We start from the raw sequence: 24,817 nt of genomic DNA, 5'->3' as shown, positions 1-24,817 counted from the left end.
CCCTTTAGCTCTGTCGACCGTCCCTTAGCTTGCCGATTTCGGCTTCGCTACCGGGTAAAAAGTGTAGGACAGGGTTATCTCGCTGATGTCGTTCGCATCCGGATCCTTGGCAAAGCCGGGATCGACATAGAAGATGACCGGCATCCGCACCCGTTCGTGCGGCAACAACGTCTGTTCGGTGAAACAGAAGCATTGGATCTTCACGAAATATTGGCCGGCCTGCGGCGGGGTCACGTTGAACGCCGCGCTGCCGGTGATCGGATGATCGCTATTATTGATCGCGGTGAAGAACGCCATCTGCCGCGCGCCGACCGCAACCCGCGTCATGCGATCATCGGGTTCGAAGCTCCAGGGCAGGCTGGGCGACGTATTGGCGTCGAAGCGGACATTGACGAACCGGCCCACCACGGCCCCCGGCGCCACCGCGTTGAGCCGTTCCTGCACGGTGCCGTTCCAACCCGTCGCCTGGCAGAACATGCGGTAGAGCGGCACGCTGGCGAAGCCCAATGCCGTCATGCAGGCGGCGACCAGCACCATGATCAGGCCCGTGCGCCGCTTGGCCCGATGCAGAGGCAGGGTCGCCGCCATCAGCCGATCCGCACGATCGCGATGGCGAAGAACAGGATGACCAGCGCTCCCAGGATCAGCGCGGTCGCCTTGGCGCGGGACTGCTGGCGCCGGCGATATTCCTGTTCGAATTCGGGGGTCATGCCAGCACCAGTTTATCGACGACGAGCGCTCCGAACAGAGCGAACAGATAGAGAATGGAAAACCGAAACAGTGCGCGCTCGGGCTTCATCAAGGCCTGATCGGTCTCGCGATTGAACGCGACGCGCAGCGCCAGTACCACGAACCACGCGGTCAGCAGGCTGGCGGCGATGCCGTAGATCATGCCGGTCTCGCCAAGCGGCCAGGGCGCGACGGCGGCGATCGCCATCGGGATTGTATAGATCAGGACCTGGCGGCGCGTCGCCGGCAATCCTGCCACGACCGGCAACATCGGCACGCCGGCGGCGGCGTAATCCGTCCGCACGAACAGCGACAACGCCCAAAAATGCGGGGGCGTCCACAGGAAGACGAGCAGGAACATCAGCACCGGCAACACGCCGATCTGATTGGTCGCCGCCGCCCAGCCAATCAGCGGCGGAAAGGCGCCCGCCGCACCGCCGATGACGATGTTCTGCGGCGTCCGCCGCTTCAGCCAGACGGTGTAGACGAGCACATAGAACAGGATCGATGCGGCCAGGATCGCGGCCGCCAGCAGATTGACCGCCAGCCCCATCACCAGCACCGATCCCACGCCCAGCGCGACACCGAAATGCAGGGCCGATTGCCGCTCCATCCGGCCGGCCGGCAGCGGCCGCTTCTGCGTGCGCTTCATCTGGGCGTCGAGATCCGACTCATACCACATGTTGAGCGCGCCCGACGCGCCCGCGCCGATGGCCGTGCACAGGATAGCGGTAAAGCCGATTACCGGGTGCAGATGGCCCGGTGCCGCCAGCAAGCCGCACAGCGCGGTATAGACCACCAGCACCATCACGCGCGGCTTGGTGAGCGCGAGGAAATCGCGCCACTCGGCCGGAAGCACCGGCGTCATCGGGACGGCAGGAGACGACATGGGATGCGCTATAGGCGTCCGATGGGATTCGTGAAAGCCATTGCGCCGGATCGCAAAAATGCTGGCCGCTGGCCACGCCCCCTCCATCCGTGGCTTTCCCCGCCGCGCGAGGGCGCTTACGCTCCACCGCCTGATCGAGGAGAGGCCGGTGCCAGTCGACGCAAAGATGCTGGGCGAGATCACCGCCTATATTCGCCGTTGGGACGACCACCTCGATCTTTACTTCGGGGGCAAGTTCGATCTCGGGGGCAAGCGCCTGCTGGTTGTTGGATCGGGCTGGGGCACCGAAGTGCTGTGGGCACTCCGCAAGGGCGCAGCCCATGTGACCGGCATCGACCCGCGCGATGACGAGCGCGCGTTTGTGGAACAAGCGCTGGCCGAAGAAGGGCTGGCGCACCTCGCCGAGCGCTTCACGCTCCATCAGGGCACGGCACCGACCGTGGACGATCTCGGCACATTCGATCTGATCCTGTCCAACAATGTGTTCGAACATATTGATGGCCTGTCCGCCAACCTCGTGGCCCTCGAACGCTTCCTGCCCGATCGCGGCGGCCGCATCTTCATCTTCACCGATCCGCTCTTCTATGCGTCGGCCGGACACCATTTGCCGATCGGCCCGTGGGAGCATCTGACGACGAGTCAGGAGGCAGTCCGGGATCGCGTATCCTCCCGCCAATGGCGGGAATATCGCAACGGACTCAACGGGATGACCATCACGGTCTTTCTGGAGGCGGTGCGGGAGGCAGGGCTGATCCTGCTGGATCTGGGCATTCGGCCCGATCCGAACATCGAACGCTTCGTCGCCAACCGCAAGGCGTTCCCACCCGGCCTCAAGCCGATGGACCTGTGCCTGTCGGGGATCAGTTGCACGCTGGCCTTCCCCCACAATATCTGAGGCCGACCCGCGGACGCCGTCCTGGCAACATGAGAAAGGCCTCGGATCGCTCCGGGGCCTTCCTCTGTTCCGATCTGGATCCCAACGCTTAGTCGATGCGGGGAAGCTGCTCGAACTGGTGATAGGGCGGCGGGCTGGACAGAGTCCATTCCAGCGTCGTCGCGCCTTCGCCCCAGGGATTGTCCCCGGCCTTCGGCCCGGCGAACAGCGAGTAGATCACGTTCACGAAGAAGATCGCCATGCCGGCAGCCATGATCTCATAGCCGTGCGTCGCGATCGAATTCCAATAGCCATAGGCATCGGGATAATCGGGATAGCGGCGCGGCATGCCTTCCATGCCCAGGAAGTGCATCGGGAAGAACAGGACGTTCACGCCGACGAAGAACACCCAGAAGTGCAGCTTGCCGAGCAGTTCGTTATACATGCGGCCCGACATTTTCGGGAACCAGTAATAGAAGCCGGCGAACAGGCTGAACACGGCGCCCAGCGACAGCACGTAGTGGAAATGGGCCACCACGTAATAGGTGTCCTGGAAATAATTATCGATGCCGCCATTGGCGAGCAGCACGCCGGTCACGCCACCCACGGTGAACATGAAGATGAAGCCCAGCGCCCACAGCATCGGCGTCTTGAAGGAGAGCGAGCCTTCCCACATCGTCGCGATCCACGAAAAGATCTTGATGCCGGTCGGCACCGCGATCACCATCGTCGCGGCGGTGAAATACATCTTCGTGTCGACCGACAGGCCGGTCGTGAACATGTGGTGCGCCCACACGATGAAGCCGACCACGCCGATCGCGACCATCGCATAAGCCATGCCGAGATAGCCGAAGATCGGCTTGCGGCTGAAGGTTGCGATGATGTGGCTGATCATGCCGAAGCCCGGCAGGATCATGATGTACACTTCGGGATGACCGAAGAACCAGAACAGGTGCTGGTACAGGATCGGATCGCCGCCGCCCGACGCATCGTAGAAGGTCGTGCCGAAGTTACGATCGGTCAGCAGCATCGTGATCGCGGCGGCGAGAACCGGCAGCGAGAGCAGCAGCAGGAACGCGGTGACCAGTACCGACCAGGCGAACAGCGGCATCTTGTGCAGGGTCATGCCCGGCGCGCGCATGTTCAGGATGGTGGTGATGAAGTTGATCGCGCCCAGAATGGACGAGGCGCCAGCCAGGTGGAGCGACAGGATCGCCATGTCGACCGCAGGTCCAGGCGAGCCGCTGGTCGACAGCGGCGCATAGACCGTCCAGCCCGTACCCGCACCAGGACCGGTACCGCCCGAGAAGAAGGTTGATCCCAGCAGCAGCAGGAAAGCCGGCACCAGCAGCCAGAACGAGATATTGTTCATGCGCGGGAAGGCCATGTCCGGCGCGCCGATCATGATCGGGACGAACCAGTTGCCGAAACCGCCGATCATGGCCGGCATGACCATGAAGAACACCATGATAAGGCCGTGCGCGGTGACGAGCACGTTCCACAGATGATGCGCCTGATCAGCCGTGCCGGGGCCGTGCAGCATCTCATACCAGATACCCAGATACTGGATGCCCGGATGCGCCAGCTCGGCCCGCATCAGGCCTGAAATACCGCCGCCGATAATGCCGGCGATGATCGCGAAGATCAGGTAAAGGGTTCCGATATCCTTGTGGTTGGTCGACATGAACCAACGCGCGAAGAAGGCCGGCTTGTGATCGGCGTCATGATGGTGATCATGCGCGTCATCGGCTTGGAAATGGCTCGGACGGGCGGCGATATCGGTCATCTACTTAGCCTCAATTCTGCCCGGTGGCAGCTTGGGAACTGGTCGGCGGCTTGGCGGTGGTTCCCGGAACGACGGCGTCGGTCGGCACCGGTCCGCTGGCCGGCTGCGCGGCGGTCGCCGGCGACGTCGCGGTCGCGTCCGGATTGGCCGCGCCCTTGGGGCCCGGCATCGTGCCGCCCTTGAAGGCGACCCACTGCGCGAATTGCGCCGGTGGAACCACCTCGACCGCGATCGGCATGAAAGCGTGGCGTGCACCGCACAATTCCGAACATTGGCCGAAATAGACGCCGGGCTTGTCGATCTTGAACCAGGTCTCGTTCAGCCGGCCGGGCACCGCGTCCATCTTCACCCAGGCGGCGGGCAGCGCCCAGCTGTGGATGACGTCGTTGGACGTCGTGATCACCTTCACCACCGCGCCGGCGGGAACGACCATGCGCTCGTCGACCGCGAGCAGGCGGGGCCCGTCCGCATCGGTACGCGGCTTTTCCTTGCCGGTGACTTCGTTCTTCTCCTTCAGCATGTTGGAGACGATCTCGAAGTCGCCATTGTCGGGATATTGGTAAGTCCAATACCATTGATTGCCGATCGCCTTCACGGTCAGGTCGGCCTTCGGCGGCGAATATTGGTGCGCCAGCAACTTGATCGACGGTACCGCAATGCCGACCAGGATCAGCACCGGCAGCAGCGTCCACACGATCTCGATGAACGTATTGTGGTGCGTGCGCGACGGCACGGGGTTGCTGCGCGCATTGTAGCGGATGATCACCCAGATCAGCAGCAGCAGCACCAGCACCGAGATGAGGACCATCATCGGCACCAGGATATAATCGTGGAAGCGAACCGCCTCGTGCCCGATCGGGGTCACCTGCGGCTGCAGGCCGATCCGATCCGTCGGCATGCCGACGCCCTGGACGGGCGTGAGGTGGACGATATCCGCCGGCTTGGCCGCCACCGCAGGCGCCGGCGCGCTTTGCACGGCAGGCCCGGGATTCGGAGTCACCGTCTGAGTGGCCGGCGCCTGAGCCGGCGCGGTTGCCGCGCCAAATACAGCCAGCCCCAGAAACATTGCGAGGACGCTGCCCCGGATCGTCTTCAACACTCGGCTCGTTCCCCAGCTGGAGACTTTGGGTAATAGCATCGCCTGAAGCCGGGCCGCGGGCGCGCTTGGAGGCCGTCTCAACACCGGTTTCCGCCGAAATGCAAGCTGTTGAAGCCAAGCTATGCGCCGTCTATCGCCAGTAAAAGCGTAAATGCGTGCGAGGAGCCACAGCTATGACCGAGGACGAGGTGCTGGCGGAATTCCGCGCGGCGGAGGCTTTGCTGGAAGGGCACTTCATCTTGTCGTCCGGGCTTCGCAGCCCACGCTATCTACAGTGCGCGCGCGTCCTGATGAACCCTGCCCGCGCCGGTCGACTCGCCGAGGCTTTGGCCGCCAAGATTCCGCAAGAGCTGCGCGACCGTCTCCAGGCGGTGGTCTCGCCGGCCATGGGCGGCGTCATCGTCGGGCAGGAAATGGGCCGCGCACTCGGCCTGGACGCGATGTTCGTCGAGCGGCCGACCGGCACGTTCGAGCTGCGCCGCGGCTTCGCGCTCACCCCTGGGCAGACGATCCTGCTGGTGGAGGATGTGGTCACCACCGGCCTGTCGTCGCGCGAGGCGATCAAGGCGGTGGAGCAGGCCGGCGGCGAGGTCATCGCCGCGGCGTCGCTGGTGGATCGGTCGAACGGCACCGCCGATCTTGGCGTCCCCTTCTTTCCGCTGATCCGCTTGGACGTTCCGACCTATGCGGCCGACGCGCTGCCGCCGGAACTGGCGGCGATCCCGGCGATCAAGCCCGGCAGCCGCGCCAAGCCCGACGCGACCGGAGTTTCGGCAGCATGAGCAGCCGGCTGCGCCTGGGCGTCAATATCGATCACGTCGCCACCGTGCGGAATGCCCGCGGCGGCGAACATCCCGATCCCGTGCGCGCGGCCGCGATTGCCGCAGGCGCGGGTGCGGACGGGATCACCGCCCATCTGCGCGAGGATCGGCGCCACATCACCGATAGCGATATCGATCGCCTGATGGCCGGCATCGCGCTTCCCCTGAATCTCGAGATGGCGGCAACCGAGGAAATGGTCGCCATCGCGTTGCGCCATCGCCCCCACGCGGCCTGCATCGTGCCGGAGCGGCGGCAGGAGCGCACCACCGAAGGCGGCCTGGATGCGGACGGCCACCGCGAGGCCCTTGCGCCGATGGTGCGCGCGCTCAGCGAAGCCGGCATCCGCGTCAGCCTGTTCATCGAGCCGACACCGGCGCAGGTCGAAGCCGCCATCGCGCTCGGCGCACCCGTGGTCGAATTCCACACCGGCCGCTACGCCCACCGCACGGGTGCTGCCCGCGCGGACGAGCTGAAGCGCATCGCCGACATGGCCGCGCTTGCCGCCAAGAACGGTATCGAGCCGCATGCCGGCCATGGCCTCACTTATGACAATGTCGCCCCGGTCGCGGCGATCCCGCAAATCGCCGAGCTGAATATCGGCCATTTCCTGATCGGCGAGGCGATCTTCATCGGCCTGGACGAGGCGGTGCGGCGGATGCGCGCGGCGATGGACGCGGCGCGATGATCATCGGGCTGGGATCCGACCTGTGCAATATCGAGCGGATCCAGAACTCGCTCGATCGCTTTGGCGAACGCTTCATCGATCGCGTCTTCACCGATGCCGAACGCGCCAAGGCGGAGCGGCGGACGATGACCCGCGCCGGCACCTACGCCAAGCGCTTCGCCGCCAAGGAGGCCTTTTCCAAGGCGATCGGCACCGGCTTCAACCAGGGCGTGTTCATGAAGGATATCGGCGTGGTCAACCTGCCGTCGGGCGCGCCGACCCTGGCTTTGTCAGGCGGAGCGAAGGCGAGGCTTGACGCGATGACGCCTGCGGGCCACGCGGTGGACATTCATGTCACGCTCACGGATGACCATCCATGGGCGCAAGCCTTCGTTATTCTGTACGCGCGCAAGATCTGAGCCGAGGAATTGAGTTTGAGCGAGCCGGAAATGACCGTTCCCCTTACCAAGGGCGCGGCCGAGAAGCCCACAACGGACTGGTGGGCCGAAATCAAGAGCTTCGCCTGGCTCATCCTGGCCGTGCTGGCGGTGTGGAGCTTCATCGCCAAGCCTTTCTACATTCCGTCCGAATCGATGATGCCGACCCTCATCAAGGGGGACCGGCTGGTCGTCACCAAATATCCTTATGGCTGGTCTTACGTATCGCCGGCGCCGATGCATTTGCTGCCGTTCATCCACGGCCGCCTGTTCGGGCGGCTGCCGGAGCGCGGCGACGTCGTCATCCTGAAGCCGCCGGAAGCGAATTCGGACTATATCAAGCGGGTCGTCGCGCTGCCCGGCGATCGTATCGCCGTCCGCGAAGGCGTGATCATCCTGAACGGCGTCCCGATCAAGCGGGTGCAGGAAAAGCCTGCCATGATCCCGATCGACGACAATGTCCCCTGCTCCAGCCCGGCCGAGGCGCCGTTCCAGACGACCGGGCCTGACGGCAAACGCTATTGCGCGCTGCCGCGCTTCCGCGAAACGCTGCCCAACGGCGTCAGCTACGACACGATCGACCTGGGCTATATGCCGGGCGGGCCGGACGATTTCCCCGAAATCACCATACCCGACGGCCAGGTCTTCGTGATGGGCGACAATCGCGACGAATCCGCCGACAGCCGCGTCTCGCAGTCGCAGGAAGGCCTGGGCGGCCCGATCCCGTGGGAAAATCTGGGGGGCCGCGCCGAATTCATCAGCTTCAGCTATGATGGATCGACCCAATATTTTAACCCGCTGACGTGGATCAGCGCCCTGCGCGGCGGCCGCGCCGGGACGAGCCTGCGCCCGCATCGCGATACGCCGGCCAGATGAGCGAGGCGGGGCGCTCCGCTCCGTCGACCCCGGAAGCCGGCACGCCGGCGCCGGAACGCAATGGCTGGTTGAAGGATCTGGGCGGCTATGCGCTGGCGGCTCTGGCCGTGCTGGCGGTGTGGACTTTCGTCGCCCGGCCTTTCTACATCCCGTCCGAATCGATGATGCCGACGCTGATCAAGGGTGATCGGCTGGTCGTCACCAAATTCCCCTATGGCTATTCCTACGCCTCGCCCGCGCTGCACATCTTGCCGTTCATACCGGGCCGCCTGTTCAACCGCCTTCCCGAACGCGGCGACGTCGTCACGCTGGATCATGACGGCGAAGAGCTGATCAAGCGGGTGATCGGCCTGCCGGGAGATCGGGTGGCGGTGCGCGGCGGGACGATCATCCTGAACGGCGTCCCCGTGCCGCGCCGACGCGAAACACCCGCCGCCCTGCCGGTCGATGCCAACCTCCCCTGCGATACGCTGCTCGAAAGCCGCTTTCGCACGCCGGATGGACATGGTGGCGCCCTTTGTGCGTTACCGCGCTATCGCGAGACGCTGCCCAACGGTGTCAGCTATGACACGATAGACATGGGAGATTTCGGTGCCGAGGGTTATGACGATTATCCCGAAATCACCGTGCCGGCAGGGCATGTGTTCCTGATGGGCGACAATCGCGACGAATCCGCCGACAGCCGCGTCCCGCCGTCCAACAACGGCCTGGGCGGCCCGGTCCGGATCGAGACGCTCGGCGGCCGGGCGGAATGGATCACTCACAGCTATGACGGCCGTGGTGCGCTGTGGAACCCCGTATCATGGGTCACCGCGCTGCGCGGCGGCCGCGCCGGCACCAGCCTTCGTCCGCAGCAGGCGGCCAAGTGAGCGCGCCAAGCGGCCCGCTGGAAGAACCCGGTCCTTCCGATTTCGCCACCCCCGGCACATCCCGCGAATTCCGTCATGCCGTCATCTGGATCGGCTCGGCAGTCGCGGTCGCGCTGGTCTGGCTGCTCGCCCAGCCGCTGCTGCTGATCATCGGCGGCGTCGTCTTCGCCGCCTTGCTGGATGGCGGCGTCCGGCTGCTCGGCAAGGCGTTTCCCCGGCTCGGCCGTGGTCTGCGCCTGGCCATCGTCTCCGTACTGGTGGCGCTCTTCCTGGTCGGTTTCGTCGTGCTGATGGGCAGCCAGCTGGCCGGCCAGTTCGAAGCGCTGCGCGCGGTGGTGATGGAACAAACGGATCGGCTGGTCAGCTATGGCCACAGCCTCGGCCTGGTCCCGCCCAAGCAGGGCGCCGCCCAGATCGGCCGCCAATTGGTCGGGTCGTTCGGCCAGGTCACGGCCGCGCTCGGCACTGCCATCGGCGCGCTGTCGAGCCTGCTCGCGATCATCGTGCTGGGCCTGTTCATCGCAATGGAGCCACGCCTCTACGAACGCGGCGTCGCCTGGATGCTCCCGATGAAGAAGCGGGCCGATTTCTATCGCACGGCAGAGAAAATGGGCCACACGCTGCGGCGGCTGATGGCCGGCCGGCTGGTCGGTATGGCGGTGGAAGGCGTCTTCGTCGGCACCGCGCTAAGCCTGATTGGCGTCCCGATGGCGCCGTTGCTGGGGGTACTGACCGGGCTGCTCGCCTTCCTGCCCAATATCGGCGGAATCATCTCTGGCGCGCTGATCGTCGTGGTAGGCTTTTCGGCGGGTACGCACATCGGCATCGGCGCGATCTGCGTCTATATCGCGGTGCAGACGTTCGACGGCTATGTCGTGGTGCCGATGGTCGCGCGTCGCGCGGTGGATCTTCCGCCGGCGCTGGTGCTGGGCTGCCAGCTCCTGTTCGGCGCCCTGTTCGGCATATTGGGTCTGGCGCTGGCCGACCCGATCGTCGCGATGGTGAAGGTGCTGCTGGAAGAGAAGAGCGAGCTGGCAGCCGAGGATGCCGGCGCGCCCTGATCCTTACATGCCGGGTTCGGCCATCCCGGGCGGCATTGTAACGAACTGGTGCATGGTCACATCGAACACCAGGACCGAATTGGCCGGGATCACCACATTGCCGGTCGCATCGCTCTTGGCGTCGCTGCCATAGGCCTGCTCGGGCGGGATCCAGAAGCGATAGACCGAATCCTTCGGCATCAGCGACAGCGCCTCGCGGAAGCCCGGCACGACGCGCGACAGCGGCATCGGCACGGGCTGGCCGGGCTTGCTGGCGTCGAACTCGGTCCCATCGGTCAGCGCGCCACGATAATCGACCAGCGCGACATCGGCCGGCGTCGGCGTCGGGCCACTACCGGCCTTGATCACCATATATTCCAGGCCCGACGCCGTCGTCTTCACGCCGTGACGCTTGCCATTGGCCGCCATGAAGGCCGGCGCCGGCAGCTTGGCCATGGCGGGTGAGGCAACCGCGCCCTGACGGGCGGCGGTGGTGGCATAGACGCCGCCGCCAATGCCGCCGATCAGCAGCAGGGCGATGCCCGCCCACAAGGCGGTGACACCACTCTTGCCCACCGGGCGCAGCGGAACGGCGGTAATATCGGACATGGAAGAATCAGGCCTTAGCGGGCTTGATCGCGCTCGGTGCGCTTACGCTCCAGCTTGCGGGCACGACGGATCGCAGCAGCACGCTCCCGCGCGCGCTTTTCCGACGGCTTCTCGTAATGACGACGCAGCTTCATCTCGCGGTACACGCCTTCCCGCTGCAGCTTCGTCTTGAGCGCGCGAAGGGCCTGATCGACTTTTTTATCGCGACCGATGATCTGCATAAATAAACCAATTCTCCAGTCGGGCTGGCGCGTCCGTCAGCCGGCAATAAAAGATTGTCGCCGCGAGCGGTGCCCGCGTCGGAAGCGGCGCCCCTAACAGTGCAGGGGTGATTCTTCAAGCCTTTCAGCCGAAGCGAAAGGCGGAAACCGTCCAGCCAAGCACATGGTCGCGATGATCGTGCACCGCCGGATCGTCGCCGCCGGCGCCCAGTGCCACCATCAGCGGCAACAGATGCTCCTCGCGCGGGTGGGCGAAGCGGGCCAGCGGCAGGCTTGCCCAGTTGGCCACGCGCCGCCGGCGGGCGGCAGGATCGGGATCGGTCACGGCTGCGCTCAACGCCGCGTCGAAGGCGTCGGCCTGCGGCGTCACATCCTGCCCCAGGCTGCGCATATTGTGGAAGCTCATGCCCGATCCCACGATCAGCACGCCATCATCGCGCAGCGATTCGAGCGCCTGCCCCGCCCGGATATGCGTGGCCGGATCCAGATCGGCGCGCAGCGACACTTGCAGGGTCGGGATATCGGCGTCGGGGACGGCCACCTTCATCGGGATGAATACGCCATGATCCCAGCCGCGGGCATCATTCTCGCCGACCTTGAAGCCCGCGCCCTCCAGCAGCTGGCGCGCCCGCGCCGCCAGATCGGGTGCCCCGGGCGCATCCCAGCGCAGGCGATAGGTATGTTCGGGGAAGCCGCCATAATCGAACAGCAAGCCGGGCCGGCGACCGCTATGAACGGTGAAGTCCGCCTCCTCCCAATGCCCCGATACGATCAGGATCGCGCGCGGCCGTTCCGGCAACGCAGGCAGGATGCCGGCAAGGTAGTCCCGCATCTCCCGCCACGCCGGCGGGCAGCTTCCGTCGGGATTGAGGAAGAAGCAGGGGCCTCCGCCATGGGGAAGGAACAGGCTTGGTTGGCGCATGGCACAAAGATGGCAAGGCCCTGCCCACTTTCCAAGCGGGCGCGCTGTTTCTAGGCTGCGATCATGACCCGCTTCACCGTGAATGGCGAACCCGTCCATTACAAGATGGACCCGCAGACACCCTTGTTATGGGCGCTCCGCGACGCATCCAACCTCACCGGCACCAAATATGGCTGTGGCGCCGGGCAGTGCGGCGCGTGCACCGTCCATGTCGACGGGGTCGCCCGCCGGTCGTGCCAGGTCCCGATCGGCGCGATCGAAGGCAGCTTCGTCACGACGATCGAAGGACTGACAAGCGATCGCAGCCACCCCGTTCAACAGGCGTGGGTCGCGGAACGTGTGCCCCAATGCGGCTATTGCCAGTCCGGCATGATCATGGCCGCCGCCGCCCTGCTGGCGCACACGCCCAATCCCAGCGATGCGCAGATGGATGAAGCGATCACGAACCTGTGCCGCTGCGGCACCTATGCCCGCATTCGCCGCGCCATCCGGCGCGCCGCCCAGGCCGCGCACGGCGGTCGGCCGATTGCCGCAGCCCCGCCGCCGGACATCGATCCGGCCGACGCGGCCGCCGCCGTTCCCGCGCTAACTCCTTCTCATAAATAGCTTTCTGAACGCTGACCGATCAATTCAGCGATCAATCAACCTGCCGCGTTCACACAGGATGCAATGACGGGCGCGTTTGGCGCCCGCAGCAGGAGTGATGCTGATGCAAAGGTTCAAGCTGGCTCTGCTCGCCGCGGCCACCATTCTGGTGGTGTCGCCGGCGGCCGCGCAGGGCCCCGGTCAGAATGATCGTCATGCCGGGCGCGAGGGCGGGTTCCGCGATGGCGGGCCACGCGGCAATATGCGGCCGACCCCGCCGCAGGCGCAGGTCCAGCAACCACAGCCGCGCCCGCAGCCACAAGCCGGCGCGCCGCCCCCGCAGCAGCGCGGCGATTGGGGTCGCAATCGCTTCTCCGGCCAGTCCGGCGATCGCCCGCAATGGCGCGCCGACGAAGGGCCTGGCAACGGTCGCGCGCCTTGGGCCGAGCGCCGTTTCGATCCGAACCGCGTCGACAACCGCCCGTCGCCGCCCCAGGCGGCGCAGCCGCAGGATCGCGCACAATGGGATCGCGCCCGCAATGGCCAGTGGAACCGCAATGACGGCCAGCCGCGGCCCGACCGCGGCTGGCGCCGCGGCGACAATGATCGCCGTGGCGAGGATGGGCGCTGGAACCGTGGCGATCGTGATCGGCAGTGGAACAATGATGGCCGCAATGATCGGCGGTGGGACAATGATCGCCGCTGGAACAATGACCGGCAGTGGGATCGCGACGGCCGCCGCGACAATGATCGGCGGTGGGACGACAATCGCCGCCGCTGGGACAATGATCGGCGCGGCTGGCGCGGCGATCGCTGGGACCGGAACTGGCGCAACGACCGCCGCTACGACTGGCGCAGTTGGCGCAACAGCCACCGCAGCATCTTCTATCGCGGGCGCTACAACGCACCTTACGGCTATAGCTATCGCTCGGTCAGCCGCGGCTTCTTCCTGGAACCGCTATTCTACGCGTCCAGTTACTGGCTGAACGATCCGTACGAATATCGGCTTCCGCCGGCAGAATGGCCGTATCGGTGGGTGCGCTATTATGATGACGCATTGTTGGTCGACACCACCAGCGGCGAAGTTGTCGATGCCATCCAGGGTTTCTTCTTCTGAAGAAGAATATCGTCGGCCGAAAGCAGGAAATTCTTTCTGTTTGCTGACGGCGATATTCGAAACCCATTCACCGAATCAGGAATAGATCAAGATCAGACGAGGGCGTTCGCGCTCCGTCCGATAGAAGCAGAAAGAGGAGCAGATGATGCGCATGGCAATTTTTGCGGGCCTGATCGCCGCGACGATCGTACCGGCGGTGGCACAGGCCCAGACGAACGAGTTGCGCAACGATCGCCGCGAGATCCGCGAGCAGCAGCGCGATGTTCAGCGCGCAATCCGCAACGGCGCCTCCCCGCGGGAAATCCGCGACCAGCGCCAGGATGTACGGGAAGCGCGCCGCGAATATCGCGACGACTGGCGGGATTATCGCCGCCGTAATCCGGCCATCTATCGTGGCGGACGCTGGGACGGCCCGCGCGGCTATCGCTACCGGCCGGTCAATGCGGGCTATCGTTTCAATCCCGCTTTGTACGAGCGCCGCTACTGGGTCGACCCCTATCGCTATCACCTCCGCCCCGTCCTGGGTGGGCAGCGCTGGGTCCGCTACGGGAATGACGTCGTGCTGGTGGACGTCCGCAGCGGCCGCGTGCTGGAGGTCAATCGCCGCTTCTTCTTCTGATCGTGTTCGTAGCGTAGCGTAACGAAAAGCCCGGGCTGGCAACGGCCCGGGCTTTTTACGTGGTTGGCCTCAGGCCAGCCGACCGAACGGCAGCAGCTTGCGCGCCAGCAACTGGGCGGTACGGCCGTCACCGGAGCGCAGCGGCACCAGCAATGCCTGCGCCTGCCGCTTGGCGATCCGGTCAAGAGCGGTGGGCGCGGGCGCCGCCGCCGCCTGTTCCGCCAGATGCAGCGCAGTGGCGACATCCTTCGGATTAAGCCGGATGCGCATCATCGCCGCGAAGCCGCTGAAGAAGGGCCGACCGCCACCAAGCGCGACGGCCCGGTCCAAGGCCGCCAACCCGACATCCTTTTTCGCGCCCAGCATCGTCGTCGCCAGGAAGCCCGATTCCACCGTATCCAGATGCCAGGATGCGATGGCGAGATGCGCCTCCGGATCGCGCGGATTGGCAGCCAGGAAGGCTTCGAAAATCTGGCGCGCGGTCTTGGCATCGCCCGGCGACCGGGTCAGCCGCGCGCGATCGCCGATGCCGACCCCGCGCTGCATCTGCGCCTCGCGATCATGCGGGTTGGCGGCAAGCTGCGCCTGCGCGGCGGCCAGCGCCTGATTGACCAGCTGCAACGCTGCCGCCTTGTCGGTGGTCTGGAAGGCGGCCTGCGTCAGCAATTCGCGGGGGGTGGCCGCCGATGATGGCATGGCGACGGCCAGGGCGGCGGCGCACAGCCCGGCGCGAATGGCAGTTCTCAAATGTTGCATAAGGTTAAACAAAGCTTCGGCGTGCCAATCGATCCGTTCACGCCACTCGGTCCAGCGCATCCGCTATCAGGGCGCGGCTGTTGGACAGCCCATATAATGCGATGAAACTGCCCATGCGCGGCCCCTGCTCGGAACCCAGCAGCGTTTCATACAGCGCCTTGAACCATTCGCGCAGCCGCTCCTGGCCGTAATAGGTCTTGCCGACCTCATAGACGTCGTTCTGCGCCGCTGCCGCCAGATCCTGAGCGGCGTCCAGCGCGGCAAGCCGTGTATCCAGATCGCGCAGCGCCACGGCCTCCTCCGCCGTCGGCGCGCGCCGCTGCAGCGTTGGGGCGACATAATCGCGATGATAGGCCAGTGCATGACCGATCAGCGCGTCCAGCGCCGGATGCTGCGTGCCCGGGCGATAGGCCTGCAGATAATCGCGCACGACATCCTGATCGGCATTGCCGATCACGCCAACCAGGTTGAGCAGCAGGCCGAAGCTGATCGGCAGCGGCTCGGCCGGCACATCGCCATTGTGGATGTGATGGACCGGGTTGCCGAGCTTCTGCGGCAATCCTTGCGCGGGATAATCCGCCACCGACTTCCAATAATCGTCGATCGCGCGCGGGATCACGCCGATGTGCAACTGCTTGGCGCGCTTGGGCTCCCGATAGGCGAAGTAAGCCAGGCTCTCCGGCGGGCCATAGGTGAGCCACTGCTCCAGGCTCAGCCCGTTGCCCTTGGACTTGGAGATCTTCTCGCCATGTTCGTCGAGGAACATCTCGTAATTGAAGCCCTCCGGCGGCTTGGCGCCCAGCACCCGGCAGATCTTCGACGATTGGATGACCGAATCGATCAGATCCTTGCCCGACATCTCGTAATCGACGCCCAGCGCGACCCAGCGCATCGCCCAGTCGACTTTCCACTGCAGCTTGGCCGCGCCGCCCAGCGCGCTGGCCGTGATCACATCGCCATCGGGCGCGGTATAGCGGATCGTGCCTGTGTCCGCGTCGACCACCTCGACGGGGACCTGCAACACCACGCCGGTCTTCGGATCGACCGGCAGCACCGGCGAATAGGTCGCCTGCCGCTCCTGCCGCAGCGTCGGCAGCATCACAGCCATGATCGCGTCATAATGGCGCAGCACGTTGCGCAGCGCATCGTCGAAGCGACCGCTCGAATAATATTCGGTGGAGGAAATGAATTCGTACTGAAAGCCGAAGCGGTCGAGAAATTCGCGCAGCATCGCATTGTTGTGATGCGCGAACGATTCGAACTTGCCGAACGGATCGGGGATGCGGGTCAGCGGCTTGCCGAGATGCTCAGCCAGCATCGCCTGGTTCGGCACATTGTCCGGCACCTTGCGCAGCCCGTCCATATCGTCGCTGAACGCGATCAGGCGGGTCGGCACGTCCGACAGCTCTGCATAGGCATGGCGCACCATCGTCGTGCGCAGCACTTCGTTGAACGTGCCGATGTGGGGCAGGCCCGAGGGGCCGTAGCCCGTTTCGAACAGCACATGGCCCTTGGCGGGCGCACCCTCCGGATAGCGGGCAAGCAGCTTGCGCGCCTCCTCATAGGGCCATGCCTTGGAGGCGAGCGCCGCATCGCGCAGATCGTTTGCCATTTGTTCCCGGACTATCTAAATGTTCGAAAGCGCCTTTAGGATGGGCAGCGAAATGTGGGAAGCGCCGCGTGGCCGCCCCCGAAGGAGTCTTGGGGAGATGGAGATAGTTCCGCCCGACGCCACCCTGCCAATCCCCTATGTGCGGCGTCTCAATCGCATCGCCGAACAGACCATCTATCTCGCGCGGCCGGGGCTGCGCGCCTTGCCGTCCGGCGCGGGGGCGGTTGCCGTCGCCGTCGCCTTCCAGGCCTTTACGCTGACCCTTCTCTTGTGGGCGGTCTGGTGGCCGGCGCCGATCAGCACGGGCGACTATGTCTTCGCGATCGGATGTTCCGCCGTCTTCGCCTTCCTCGTCATCAGCGTCTTCCTGCTGCTGCTGCGCAAATATCCCGGCTTCCTGATCGCGATTTTGCGTGCCCCCTTCATCAGCCTGCGCGTTACCGATCGCAGGATCCTATGGACCTTGCCCTGGATGAAGGGCCCGCTGATGGAGATCGGGCGCGAACGCGTGTTGGGCGGCATCCTGGGGGATGTCGATCGAAACGGTAACGGCCCCGCGGCGGTGATGCTGGTGCCGGGCGATCCCAGCGCGGACATTGATGGCAACATCCATTTCGATCGCCTCCCCAACGCCGCTGCCTTCGTCGCCGCCTTGCGCAACTGGTAAACGAGGATGACGGGCAAGGAATCCGGTGCTGCCGCAGGGCAGCGCCCGGTCGGGCGCATCGCCTATCTGTTCGGATCGGACCGGCAGCATGGCCGCGCCTATGCGGGCGGGCCCGGCATGTTGAACGAGGGCAGCACCGATATCCGCCTGTTGCGATCGGATCCGGACGATTTCGTGCGCATCCACATTCCGGTCAATTTCGGGCGGCTGAAGTTGCGGCCGGCTTTGGGCGGCGTCGCGACGATCCTGAACCTCATCACCGACGCCGATCAGAACCCGCAGGTGCTGCAATGGGCCGATCGCGTGCTAAAGCCCTTCTCCGGGCGGGTGCTGAACCGGCCCGCCGCCGTGCGCGCCTCCACCCGCGACGCGGTGTATCGCAGCCTGTCCGATCTGCCCGGATTGATCGTGCCGCCGGTGGCACGCTTTCGCGGCCATCCCCCGCTCGCCCGCGCCGCCGTCGCGCAGGCCGGCGTGCGCTTCCCCGCCATATTGCGGGTCGCCGGCACGCATAATGGCCATATCCTGGGGACGATCCCGGATGTGGAGACGTTGCTGACGCAGATCCGGCCCGACACGATCTATCTGCTGACCGAATTCGTGGACCGGCCCGCCGCCAACGGCCTGTACCACAAGATCCGCATCCTCTTCTTCGGGGACGTGCCTGTCATTCGCCATCGCCTCGTCTCCGATAGATGGAGCGTCCATGGCGCCGATCGCGAACGGGTGATGCCAGATCGTCCGGAGGAGATGGATCGGGAACGTACGCTGCTGGCTGGCGGCATGGCCGCGCTGCCGCCGGTGGCGCAGGCGACCTTGTGGGCAATCCGCGCGCGGCTGCCGCTCGATTTCTTCGGCATCGATTTCGCGCTGCTGCCGGACGATCGCGTCCTGCTGTTCGAAGCCAATGCGACGATGAGTTTCTTCCCGCTCAGCACGCATCCGCTCTTCGCTTATGCCGGCGCCCCGGTTGTGGCGACGGCACGCGCGGCGATGGACCGGATGATGGCGGGCCCCGACGCGCTGCTTGAAGTCGCATGAGCAACGCGCCGCCTTTGCCCGCGCTGCATGCGACCCATGGCGGCATTTGGCTGGCCACGGCGGAGGGCACGCGCGCCCTCGGCCGGGGCGAGGCGATCGCGCAGGTCTCCGAAACGCCGACGATCCTGCTCAACGCGCCGCTCGTGGCCGCGCGGCTGGGCCTGAGCGAATTGTCCGGGCTCGACCTGCTCGAGCTATACGCCTTCGTGCATCCCGCCCGCTTCGCGGTGCCGACGCCCGCCGGGATGGCGCGCGCGCTGGGGCTGGAACCCCCGCAGGACGATGCCGGGGCCGCCGCCTTTCTGCGGGATGCGGCCGGCACGTTGCTGACGACGCTCGGCAACCCGCATTGGCCGGAGCGGGAGGGCGCGTGGACGTCGGCGCAGTCGCTCGGGCGCCTGCGCTGGCCATGGGCTAACCTGGTCGCGCCGCTGATCGACAAGCCCGCGCAGGGCGAACGCTGGCTATTCTCGCGCCTGCCGCAGTGGGAAGACGCGCCGCCCCGCCCCGATCCGCGTCCGCATCGCCAGGACGATGCCGCCACGCTGGAGCGGCTGGCGCGCCTCGTCGGCTCCGGCGCGGAGGCGCGCGAAGGCCAGCGTGCCTATGCCGCCGCCGCCGCCCGCGCCTTCGATCCGCGCGACAGTGCCGGTCGCCCCCATTTCGTGCTGGCGGAGGCCGGAACCGGTATCGGCAAGACCCTCGGCTATCTGGCCCCGGCCTCGCTCCACGCCGCCGAAGCCGGCGGGCCGGTGTGGGTATCCACCTACACCAAGGCGCTGCAGCGCCAGCTTGCGGCGGAAAGCGCGCGCGTCTTCCCCGACGATCGGGTGCGGCGCGAGAAGGTGGTGATCCGCAAGGGCCGCGAGAATTATCTGTGCCTGCTCAACCTGGAAGATGCGCTGCAAGGCGGTTTCCAGAACCGCGCCGCCATCCTCGCGCAAATGGTCGCGCGCTGGGCGGCCTATACGCGCGACGGCGATATGGTCGGCGGCGATCTGCCGGGTTGGTTGCCGACCCTGTTCCGCCGCGCCGGATCGACCGCGCTGACCGATCGGCGGGGCGAATGCGTCTATGCCGGCTGCCCCCATTACCGGAAATGCTTCATCGAACGCGCCAATCGCGCCGCCGATCAGGCCGATCTGGTGATCGCCAACCATGCTTTGGTGATGATCCTGGGGTCGCGCCGCATGGATGAGGGGCGGCCGCTCGCCCGCATCATCTTCGACGAAGGCCATCATCTGTTCGATGCGGCCGATTCGACCTTTGCCGCGGCGCTGACCGGGCAGGAGGCGATCGAGCTCAGGCGCTGGATATTGGGCCCTGAATCCAAGACGCGCGGGCGCCGGCGGGGGCTTGCGGCACGGCTGCTGGACCTTGCGTCCTATGATGAGGAAGGCCATCGCGCGATCGAACAGGCGTCCGCCGCGGCGCGGGAATTGCCGAGCGACGGATGGCTTGGCCGGCTGGCGGAGGATCTGCCGCTGGGCCCGATCGAGAAGCTGCTCGCGGCGGTGCGCGGCACCACTTACGCCCGCGCCAGTGCGGCGGATGCGGGCTATGGGATCGAGACGCATGCGGCCGAGCTGGACGTCGGCCTGATCGAGGCGGCGGCGCCCGCAGTCGAGGCGCTGGAGGGGCTGGTGCGCCCGCTCGCCCGGCTGCGCCAGCGGCTGCAGGCGGTGCTGGAGGATGCGCCCGACTGGCTGGACAGCGCTGCCCGCGCGCGGGTGGAAGGCGCGCTGGCGGGGCTGGTCAACCGCAGCCAGACGCTCGCGGCGTGGATCGCCTTGCTCGCGCGGCTGGGCGGGCCGGCCGATCCCGATTTCGTCGATTGGCTCGCGGTCGATCGGGTCGAGGGGCGCGAATATGATATCGGCCTGCACCGGCGCTGGCTGGACCCGACCCGGCCGCTGGCCGAGACCGTATTGAAGCCCGCCCATGGCCTGCTCGTCACCTCCGCGACCTTGCGCGGGGGCGATGATTGGGAGGGCGCGGAGGCGCGCAGCGGGGCGGTTCACCTCGACCGCGCGGCGATGCGTTTCGCCGCGCCCTCGCCCTTCGATTATGCCGCACAGGCCGAAGTGCTGATCGTGACCGACATCAAGCGCGGCGATACGGCGGCGCTGGCAGGGGCCTATGCCCGGCTGATCGAGGCGTCGGACGGGGGCGTCCTGGGGCTGTTCACCGCCATCCAGCGGCTGCGCGCGGTTCATGCCCGCATCGCCGATCGGCTCGCGCGGGAGGGGCTGCCGCTCTATGCGCAGCATGTCGATCCGATCGATACGGGCACGCTGGTAGACATCTTCCGCGACGATCCGCGCGCCAGCCTGCTCGGCACCGACGCGCTGCGCGATGGCGTCGATGTACCCGGCGATTCGCTGCGGATGGTGGTGATGGAGGGCGTGCCGTGGCCGCGCCCGACCGTGCTGCACGGCGCGCGAAGGGCGGCGGGTGGGGGCACGGCGCATGACGATCGCATCGTTCGGGCCCGGCTGGCGCAGGCCTTCGGACGGCTGATCCGGCGCGCGGGCGACCGCGGAACCTTCGTGTTGCTGTCCGCCGCGACGCCGTCGCGGCTGCTGGACGCCTTCCCGCCGGGGGTCGCGATCACGCGGGTGACGCTGGACGAGGCGGTCAAGCGGATCGGATCGCGACTTCCTTCCGTAGCATCTTTGCGCCATCAGGAAGCCGATCAGGCAGCAAAGGGTTAGGGCATGAAGCGGCTGACGCTGCTCCGGCATGCGAAATCGGGGGACGACGGCAGCGTCGCGCGCGATTTCGATCGGCCGCTGAATGCCAAGGGACGCCGCGCCGCGCGCGCGATCGGGCGGCATATGCGGGAGGCCGGGCTGCGCTTCGATGCGGTGGTGGCATCGCCGGCGCTACGCGTCGCGGAAACGCTGCAGGAGGTGGCGAGCGGATATGGCGCCGCGCTGGACCCGCAGTGGAACAAGACACTGTATCTGGCCCCGGTCAGCGAGCTGCTGGACGCGATCCATGCCGCCCCGCCCGAGGCGGACAGCCTGCTGCTGGTGGGGCATAATCCGGGGCTGGAACAGCTGGTGCTGATGCTGGTGCCGAGTGCCGACCCCAACAGCCCGCGCGACGAAATCGCGATCAAATATCCCACCGCCAGCCTGGCCGAACTGGAATTTCCGGTCGATCGCTGGGACGCGGTGGCGGCCGATGGCGGGACGCTGGTGCGGTTCGTCCGCCCGCGCGATCTGGACCCCGCACTGGGGCCGGATTACGTATGACCCCACCCCTCTTGCGGCGCGCAGGCCCTGCGGATGCGGGCAAGCTGGCGCTGGTGGGGGCGGCAACCTTCCTGCAAAGTTTCGCGCACGATCATCCCGGCGATGCGCTGGTGGCGCATGTCGAAACCTATCATTCGCGCGCCTGGTATGCGCAAATCCTGGCCGATCCGGCGTGCGCGACGTGGATATTGGAGACAGAGCTGGGCGCGCCGGTGGGCTATGCGGTGCTGACGCCGCCGCAACTGGACTGCGACACCGGGGCGGGCGACCTGGAATTGAAGCGCATCTACCTGCTCAGCGGATGGCAATCGGACGGCTGGGGGCTGCGTTTGCTGCAGGCCGCCGAGGCCGAAGCGCAGGCGCGCGGGGCGGAGCGGCTGTTGCTGTGTGTTTATTCGGCCAACCATGGCGCGCAGCGTTTCTATGCGCGGCACGGCTATGACGATGTCGGCGTGCGCCAGAAGTTCATGGTCGGCGCGGTGCCGTTCGAGGATTTCATCTGGGCGAAGCCGCTTGCGCCCGCGCCGGAGCAGAGGCTGCAAACGTAGCCGGAACGAAGCCGTTTCGTAGCGTCCCGCCGTCACAGGGCCACCACCCCAGCAGCAACAAGGTGGACCATGACGCGGCGGACGCGGCTTCCAACGACGATATCAGAGCATCCTTCGGCGTGAGCGAGGCGAATTTGCGGCGCGCGCAGCCGGCCGATGCCGCGGCCCTGGCCCTGCTCGGGGGCGCAACCTTCCTGGAAAGCTATGCGCGCGATCATCCCGGCGATGCCCTGATCCGCCATGTTCAGGCGCAGCATTCGCCTGCCTTTTACGCGCAGATGCTGGCCGATCCGGCCTGCGCGACCTGGGTTTTGGAGACGGATCTGGGGGCGCCGGTGGGCTATGCGCTGCTCACCAAGCCCGATCTGGGGTGCGAGACCGGGGCCGACGACCTGGAATTGAAGCGCCTGTACCTGCTTCGGGGCTGGCAAGCGGGGGGCTGGGGACGGCGCCTGCTGGCTGCGGTCGAGGCGGAAGCGGCGACGCGGGGGGCGGGCCGGCTGCTGCTGTGCGTGTCCGCCGACAATGCCACGGCACAGCGCTTTTACTGGCGGCACGGCTATGACGATGTGGGGCGCCAGCACATGTTCGGGATGGGCGGGCGCGCCTATCACGGGCTGATCTGGGCGAAACGACTCGGCGGCGATCCCGAGACACCGCCGGCGATACTCACCCGATCGGTCGCGCCAGAACCGGCCGGACAGTGGCCGCGGCGCTGGGCCTGAGCCCGGGACGAAGAGAGGAAAATCCAAAAAACACCAGAAACGAACTTGATGATTTCGGGGGTGCGGCGCGGCCGGGCGCTTGGATCGGTGGTTGGCCGGACGTGAGAAAGAGCCGAATTGGGGGCAGCGCTTGTACGTTATACGCGTACGATTGTCAAGGTGCGGGCTGGCGGCGGGCGGCCGGGGTCTGAGGGCGCTTGGGGGCGTCAGCCCGACTTTGCCGTGCCCCATGCTTTAGCCGTCACCCCAGCCCCTTCGACTGGCTGCAAGGCAGGCGCTCAGGATAAACTTCAGCCTCGGCTGAAGGCTGGGGTCCACCCCACTTCACCCGGCGACGCCGCCTGTGGAGAGGGACATGGATCCCAGCCTTCGCTGGGATGACGAGGGAGAGGTGGCTGGGCTGGGGGCTGTGCGGTGGTCTCGGCTGCGCTCGACGATGTGTCTCGACGTCGCTCGACACGAACGGGGGGCGAGGCGGGTTATTCTCCTAAATGTGAGCCCAGCGAAGGCTGGGGTCTATTCCGCGCATCTTATTGGACGTTGCTCGTGGAGGGGGGGCTGGATCCCAGCCTTCGCTGGGATGACGAGGGAAGCTTGGGATGACGAGGGAGGGGGGCTGTGCGGGGTCTCGGCTGTGCTCGACCCTGTGTCTCGACTTCGCTGGACACGAACGGGAAGGGGTGGGAGGCGGGCGGCTGCCTTGTGGTTCCACCGGACTGGCGAAAACTTCCCGGCGCCACCCGTTGACACGTTAACGGCGGCTGCACATATGCCCGCTGGCACTCGCGATTGGTGAGTGCCAACAGTTTACGGCATATGGTGGGGTGCGGCGTCAGGCCGTAGCCCACGCTTATTGCAGGAAAGGGACAATTATGGGTTTCCGACCGCTGCACGATCGCGTGCTGGTTCGTCGCGTCGAGGCTGAAGAGAAGACGGCCGGCGGCATCATCATCCCCGACACCGCCAAGGAAAAGCCGCAGGAAGGCGAAGTCGTCGCCGTCGGCGGCGGCGCCAAGGGCGACGATGGCAAGGTCACGCCGCTGGACGTGAAGGCCGGCGACAAGATCCTGTTCGGCAAGTGGTCCGGCACCGAGGTGAAGCTCGATGGCGAAGACCTGCTGATCATGAAGGAATCCGACATCCTGGGGATCGTCGGCTGATCTGAACGGCTTTCCCGACCTCCGTTCGCCCTGAGCTTGTCGAAGGGCCGTCCTTCTTCTGAGGACGAAAGAAGGGCAGGGCTTCGACAAGCTCAGCCCGAACGGAATGGGGAGCACAAGTGCTTCGACTTCGCTCAGCATGAGCGAATTTGGGTTCGACCTGATTGAAACTGGACCCCGGCTTCCGGGGAACGAAAGAAGGATTTAGGAACATGGCAGCGAAAGACGTCAAGTTTTCGCGTGACGCCCGTGAGCGCATTCTGCGCGGCGTCGACATCCTCGCCGATGCGGTGAAGGTCACGCTGGGGCCGAAGGGCCGCAACGTCGTGATCGACAAGTCGTTCGGCGCGCCCCGCATCACCAAGGACGGCGTGACCGTCGCCAAGGAAATCGAGCTTAAGGACAAGTTCGAGAATATGGGCGCGCAGATGCTGCGCGAGGTCGCGTCGAAGACGAACGACAATGCCGGCGACGGCACCACCACCGCCACCGTGCTCGCCCAGGCGATCGTGCGGGAAGGCATGAAGTCGGTCGCGGCCGGCATGAACCCGATGGACCTGAAGCGCGGCATCGACCAGGCGGTCGAGAAGGTCGTCGCCGACGTGAAGGCGCGTTCGAAGCCCGTTTCCGGCAGCCAGGAAGTCGCGCAGGTCGGCATCATCTCCGCCAACGGTGACACCGTCGTCGGCGAGAAGATCGCCGAGGCGATGGACAAGGTCGGCAAGGAAGGCGTGATCACGGTCGAGGAAGCCAAGGGCCTCGAGTTCGAGCTCGACGTCGTCGAAGGCATGCAGTTCGACCGCGGCTACCTCTCGCCCTACTTCATCACCAACCCGGAGAAGATGACGGTCGAGCTCAACGACCCGTACATCCTGATCCACGAGAAGAAG

Annotated in this window: 28 protein-coding genes; 18 read left to right on the top strand and 10 right to left on the bottom strand. The window is 66.1% G+C overall.

Annotated features, from left to right (window positions below):
- Nucleotides 1–24: 24 nt before the first annotated feature.
- From ACOJSI_RS07390 to ACOJSI_RS07380, 3 genes are read right to left on the bottom strand one after another with little or no spacing between them, the layout of a single operon-like run.
- Nucleotides 25–588 carry a cytochrome c oxidase assembly protein gene (locus tag ACOJSI_RS07390; protein ID WP_420137623.1) on the bottom strand — a complete coding sequence of 188 codons (564 nt, stop codon included), beginning with the start codon at nt 586–588 and terminating at the stop codon, nt 25–27.
- Nucleotides 588–710 (bottom strand): hypothetical protein, encoded by a 123-nt coding sequence (locus ACOJSI_RS07385; RefSeq protein ID WP_420137622.1) that lies wholly within the window; start codon nt 708–710, stop codon nt 588–590. The genes ACOJSI_RS07390 and ACOJSI_RS07385 overlap by 1 nt, the downstream gene beginning before the upstream one ends.
- Nucleotides 707–1,618, bottom strand: a complete 912-nt coding sequence (locus tag ACOJSI_RS07380; protein ID WP_420137621.1) for a heme o synthase — start codon at nt 1,616–1,618, stop codon at nt 707–709. Before ACOJSI_RS07380 ends, ACOJSI_RS07385 begins: the two co-directional genes overlap by 4 nt.
- A 148-nt stretch (nt 1,619–1,766) precedes the next feature.
- Between ACOJSI_RS07380 and ACOJSI_RS07375 the strand changes: the two genes are divergently transcribed.
- Nucleotides 1,767–2,513, top strand: coding sequence for an SAM-dependent methyltransferase (locus ACOJSI_RS07375; protein ID WP_420137620.1), 747 nt, complete (start codon nt 1,767–1,769; stop codon nt 2,511–2,513).
- Nucleotides 2,514–2,601: 88 nt separating this feature from the next.
- On the opposite strand, the gene ctaD is transcribed toward ACOJSI_RS07375, so the two are convergent.
- Nucleotides 2,602–4,278 carry a cytochrome c oxidase subunit I gene (gene ctaD / locus ACOJSI_RS07370; RefSeq protein ID WP_420137619.1) on the bottom strand — a complete coding sequence of 559 codons (1,677 nt, stop codon included), beginning with the start codon at nt 4,276–4,278 and terminating at the stop codon, nt 2,602–2,604.
- Nucleotides 4,279–4,288: 10 nt separating this feature from the next.
- Entirely contained in the window at nt 4,289–5,374 is a 1,086-nt protein-coding gene (coxB, locus tag ACOJSI_RS07365; RefSeq protein ID WP_420137618.1) for a cytochrome c oxidase subunit II, read from the bottom strand.
- 176 nt (nt 5,375–5,550) lie between these two features.
- Between coxB and pyrE the strand changes: the two genes are divergently transcribed.
- From pyrE to ACOJSI_RS07335, 6 genes are read left to right on the top strand one after another with little or no spacing between them, the layout of a single operon-like run.
- The gene (gene pyrE, locus ACOJSI_RS07360) at nt 5,551–6,159 is read left to right on the top strand and encodes an orotate phosphoribosyltransferase (protein WP_420137617.1); all 609 of its coding nucleotides are present in this window, start codon (nt 5,551–5,553) and stop codon (nt 6,157–6,159) included.
- Nucleotides 6,156–6,884 (top strand): pyridoxine 5'-phosphate synthase, encoded by a 729-nt coding sequence (locus ACOJSI_RS07355; protein ID WP_420137616.1) that lies wholly within the window; start codon nt 6,156–6,158, stop codon nt 6,882–6,884. The genes pyrE and ACOJSI_RS07355 overlap by 4 nt, the downstream gene beginning before the upstream one ends.
- Nucleotides 6,881–7,282, top strand: a complete 402-nt coding sequence (gene acpS / locus ACOJSI_RS07350) for a holo-ACP synthase (protein ID WP_420137615.1) — start codon at nt 6,881–6,883, stop codon at nt 7,280–7,282. The genes ACOJSI_RS07355 and acpS overlap by 4 nt, the downstream gene beginning before the upstream one ends.
- A 30-nt stretch (nt 7,283–7,312) precedes the next feature.
- Complete coding sequence (gene lepB / locus ACOJSI_RS07345) at nt 7,313–8,176, top strand: signal peptidase I (RefSeq protein WP_420137614.1); 864 nt, start codon at nt 7,313–7,315, stop codon at nt 8,174–8,176.
- Entirely contained in the window at nt 8,173–9,045 is an 873-nt protein-coding gene (gene lepB, locus ACOJSI_RS07340) for a signal peptidase I (protein ID WP_420137613.1), read from the top strand. Before lepB (ACOJSI_RS07345) ends, lepB (ACOJSI_RS07340) begins: the two co-directional genes overlap by 4 nt.
- Nucleotides 9,042–10,106 carry an AI-2E family transporter gene (locus ACOJSI_RS07335; RefSeq protein ID WP_420137612.1) on the top strand — a complete coding sequence of 355 codons (1,065 nt, stop codon included), beginning with the start codon at nt 9,042–9,044 and terminating at the stop codon, nt 10,104–10,106. Before lepB (ACOJSI_RS07340) ends, ACOJSI_RS07335 begins: the two co-directional genes overlap by 4 nt.
- A 3-nt stretch (nt 10,107–10,109) precedes the next feature.
- On the opposite strand, the gene ACOJSI_RS07330 is transcribed toward ACOJSI_RS07335, so the two are convergent.
- The 3 genes from ACOJSI_RS07330 to ACOJSI_RS07320 form a co-directional block, all read right to left on the bottom strand.
- The gene (locus tag ACOJSI_RS07330; RefSeq protein ID WP_420137611.1) at nt 10,110–10,694 is read right to left on the bottom strand and encodes an FKBP-type peptidyl-prolyl cis-trans isomerase; all 585 of its coding nucleotides are present in this window, start codon (nt 10,692–10,694) and stop codon (nt 10,110–10,112) included.
- 14 nt (nt 10,695–10,708) lie between these two features.
- Complete coding sequence (gene rpsU / locus ACOJSI_RS07325) at nt 10,709–10,915, bottom strand: 30S ribosomal protein S21 (protein ID WP_420137610.1); 207 nt, start codon at nt 10,913–10,915, stop codon at nt 10,709–10,711.
- A gap of 124 nt (nt 10,916–11,039) precedes the next feature.
- Entirely contained in the window at nt 11,040–11,837 is a 798-nt protein-coding gene (locus tag ACOJSI_RS07320) for a DODA-type extradiol aromatic ring-opening family dioxygenase (protein ID WP_420137609.1), read from the bottom strand.
- 63 nt (nt 11,838–11,900) lie between these two features.
- On the opposite strand from ACOJSI_RS07320, the gene ACOJSI_RS07315 reads away from it, so the two are divergent.
- From ACOJSI_RS07315 to ACOJSI_RS07305, 3 genes are all read left to right on the top strand, one after another.
- The gene (locus ACOJSI_RS07315) at nt 11,901–12,443 is read left to right on the top strand and encodes a (2Fe-2S)-binding protein (RefSeq protein ID WP_420137608.1); all 543 of its coding nucleotides are present in this window, start codon (nt 11,901–11,903) and stop codon (nt 12,441–12,443) included.
- A gap of 103 nt (nt 12,444–12,546) precedes the next feature.
- Entirely contained in the window at nt 12,547–13,539 is a 993-nt protein-coding gene (locus ACOJSI_RS07310) for an RcnB family protein (protein WP_420137607.1), read from the top strand.
- A 145-nt stretch (nt 13,540–13,684) separates the two neighbouring features.
- Nucleotides 13,685–14,158: an RcnB family protein gene (locus ACOJSI_RS07305; RefSeq protein WP_420137606.1), complete on the top strand. Its 474-nt coding sequence runs from the start codon at nt 13,685–13,687 to the stop codon at nt 14,156–14,158.
- A gap of 69 nt (nt 14,159–14,227) precedes the next feature.
- Here ACOJSI_RS07305 and ACOJSI_RS07300 read toward each other — a convergent pair whose 3' ends face one another.
- Together ACOJSI_RS07300 and ACOJSI_RS07295 are read right to left on the bottom strand one after the other, a co-directional pair.
- Entirely contained in the window at nt 14,228–14,854 is a 627-nt protein-coding gene (locus ACOJSI_RS07300; protein WP_420137605.1) for a hypothetical protein, read from the bottom strand.
- A gap of 97 nt (nt 14,855–14,951) precedes the next feature.
- On the bottom strand, nt 14,952–16,526 hold the full coding sequence (locus ACOJSI_RS07295) for a lysine--tRNA ligase (protein WP_420137604.1): 1,575 nt from the start codon (nt 16,524–16,526) through the stop codon (nt 14,952–14,954).
- Nucleotides 16,527–16,623: 97 nt separating this feature from the next.
- Between ACOJSI_RS07295 and ACOJSI_RS07290 the strand changes: the two genes are divergently transcribed.
- From ACOJSI_RS07290 to groEL, 8 genes are all read left to right on the top strand, one after another.
- Nucleotides 16,624–17,193, top strand: a complete 570-nt coding sequence (locus tag ACOJSI_RS07290) for a hypothetical protein (RefSeq protein ID WP_420137603.1) — start codon at nt 16,624–16,626, stop codon at nt 17,191–17,193.
- Nucleotides 17,194–17,199: 6 nt separating this feature from the next.
- Nucleotides 17,200–18,234, top strand: coding sequence for a hypothetical protein (locus tag ACOJSI_RS07285; protein ID WP_420137602.1), 1,035 nt, complete (start codon nt 17,200–17,202; stop codon nt 18,232–18,234).
- Nucleotides 18,231–20,948, top strand: a complete 2,718-nt coding sequence (locus ACOJSI_RS07280; protein ID WP_420137601.1) for an ATP-dependent DNA helicase — start codon at nt 18,231–18,233, stop codon at nt 20,946–20,948. The genes ACOJSI_RS07285 and ACOJSI_RS07280 overlap by 4 nt, the downstream gene beginning before the upstream one ends.
- A gap of 3 nt (nt 20,949–20,951) precedes the next feature.
- Nucleotides 20,952–21,494 carry a SixA phosphatase family protein gene (locus ACOJSI_RS07275; protein WP_420137600.1) on the top strand — a complete coding sequence of 181 codons (543 nt, stop codon included), beginning with the start codon at nt 20,952–20,954 and terminating at the stop codon, nt 21,492–21,494.
- Nucleotides 21,491–22,042 (top strand): GNAT family N-acetyltransferase, encoded by a 552-nt coding sequence (locus tag ACOJSI_RS07270; protein ID WP_420137599.1) that lies wholly within the window; start codon nt 21,491–21,493, stop codon nt 22,040–22,042. The genes ACOJSI_RS07275 and ACOJSI_RS07270 overlap by 4 nt, the downstream gene beginning before the upstream one ends.
- Before the next feature lie 62 nt (nt 22,043–22,104).
- Nucleotides 22,105–22,767, top strand: a complete 663-nt coding sequence (locus tag ACOJSI_RS07265; protein ID WP_420137598.1) for a GNAT family N-acetyltransferase — start codon at nt 22,105–22,107, stop codon at nt 22,765–22,767.
- Nucleotides 22,768–23,639: 872 nt separating this feature from the next.
- Entirely contained in the window at nt 23,640–23,927 is a 288-nt protein-coding gene (gene groES, locus ACOJSI_RS07260; protein WP_420137597.1) for a co-chaperone GroES, read from the top strand.
- A 212-nt stretch (nt 23,928–24,139) separates the two neighbouring features.
- Nucleotides 24,140–24,817: chaperonin GroEL (groEL, locus tag ACOJSI_RS07255; protein WP_420137769.1), on the top strand; the 678-nt coding region annotated here is incomplete at its 3' end.

Source organism: Sphingomonas sp. (assembly GCF_048595155.1).
In the GTDB taxonomy this organism is placed as follows: domain Bacteria; phylum Pseudomonadota; class Alphaproteobacteria; order Sphingomonadales; family Sphingomonadaceae; genus Sphingomonas_I.
The sequence above is the reverse complement of the archived record's forward strand: the minus strand, read 5'-3'. Positions and strand labels throughout refer to the sequence as shown.